Raw genomic sequence first — 762 nt, 5'->3', positions numbered from 1 at the left:
GTCCGCCCGTACTCGACCACGTGACCGGGACTGCCCTCCACGGCGAGGAAGAACGCGCACTGGTCGGACACCCGCGCCGCCTGCTGCATGTTGTGCGTCACGATGATGATCGTCACATCCGAGGCGATCTCGGCGATGGTCTCCTCGACCCGGCGGGTGGATGTCGGGTCAAGGGCCGAGCAGGGCTCGTCCATCAGCAGCACATCCGGCTCGACGGCCAGGGAGCGGGCGATGCACAGCCGCTGCTGCTGCCCGCCCGACAGCGCCCCACCCGGCGAGCGCAGCCGGGTGCGGACCTCGTTCCACAGGCCAGCCCGCAGCAGGCACCGCTCCACCAGGGATTCCTTGTCCTTGCCCTTGATCCCGGCAAGCTTCAGGCCGCTCGCGACGTTGTCAAAAACCGTCATGGCGGGGAACGGGTTGGGCTTCTGGAAGACCATGCCGATCCGCCGGCGGGTCTCCTGTGCCCGCTTGTCGGCGGCGTAGATGTCCTCGCCGTCGAGCAGAACCTGGCCGGCCAGGGACGCGCTCGGGATGAGCTCGTGCATCCGGTTCAGGATGCGCAGGTAGGTGGACTTGCCGCAGCCCGAGGGCCCGATGAGCGCCGTCACCTCGCCTGGTCTCATGGTCAGCGACACCCGGTCGAGGACCTTGCGCTCGCCGAACCAGGCGGAGATGTCCCTCGTCTCCAGCGCCGCACCCGAAACCGGCCCGGTGCGCTCGCGGCGGGCAGCGGGAATCAGCCCGCTCGCCGTCGCCGTC

At 69.6% G+C, this 762-nt stretch carries 1 protein-coding gene; it reads right to left on the bottom strand.

Going from position 1 to position 762, the window contains the following annotated elements; translation table 11 throughout:
* Positions 1 to 743 (bottom strand): phosphate ABC transporter ATP-binding protein (locus tag U9980_RS02940; protein ID WP_416210125.1); only part of this gene is annotated, 743 nt, incomplete at its 3' end.
* Between the last annotated feature and the right edge of the window lie 19 nt (positions 744 to 762).

This window comes from Protofrankia sp. Cr1 (assembly GCF_963555865.1).
Lineage (GTDB): Bacteria > Actinomycetota > Actinomycetes > Frankiales > Frankiaceae > Protofrankia.
The sequence above is the reverse complement of the archived record's forward strand: the minus strand, read 5'-3'. Positions and strand labels throughout refer to the sequence as shown.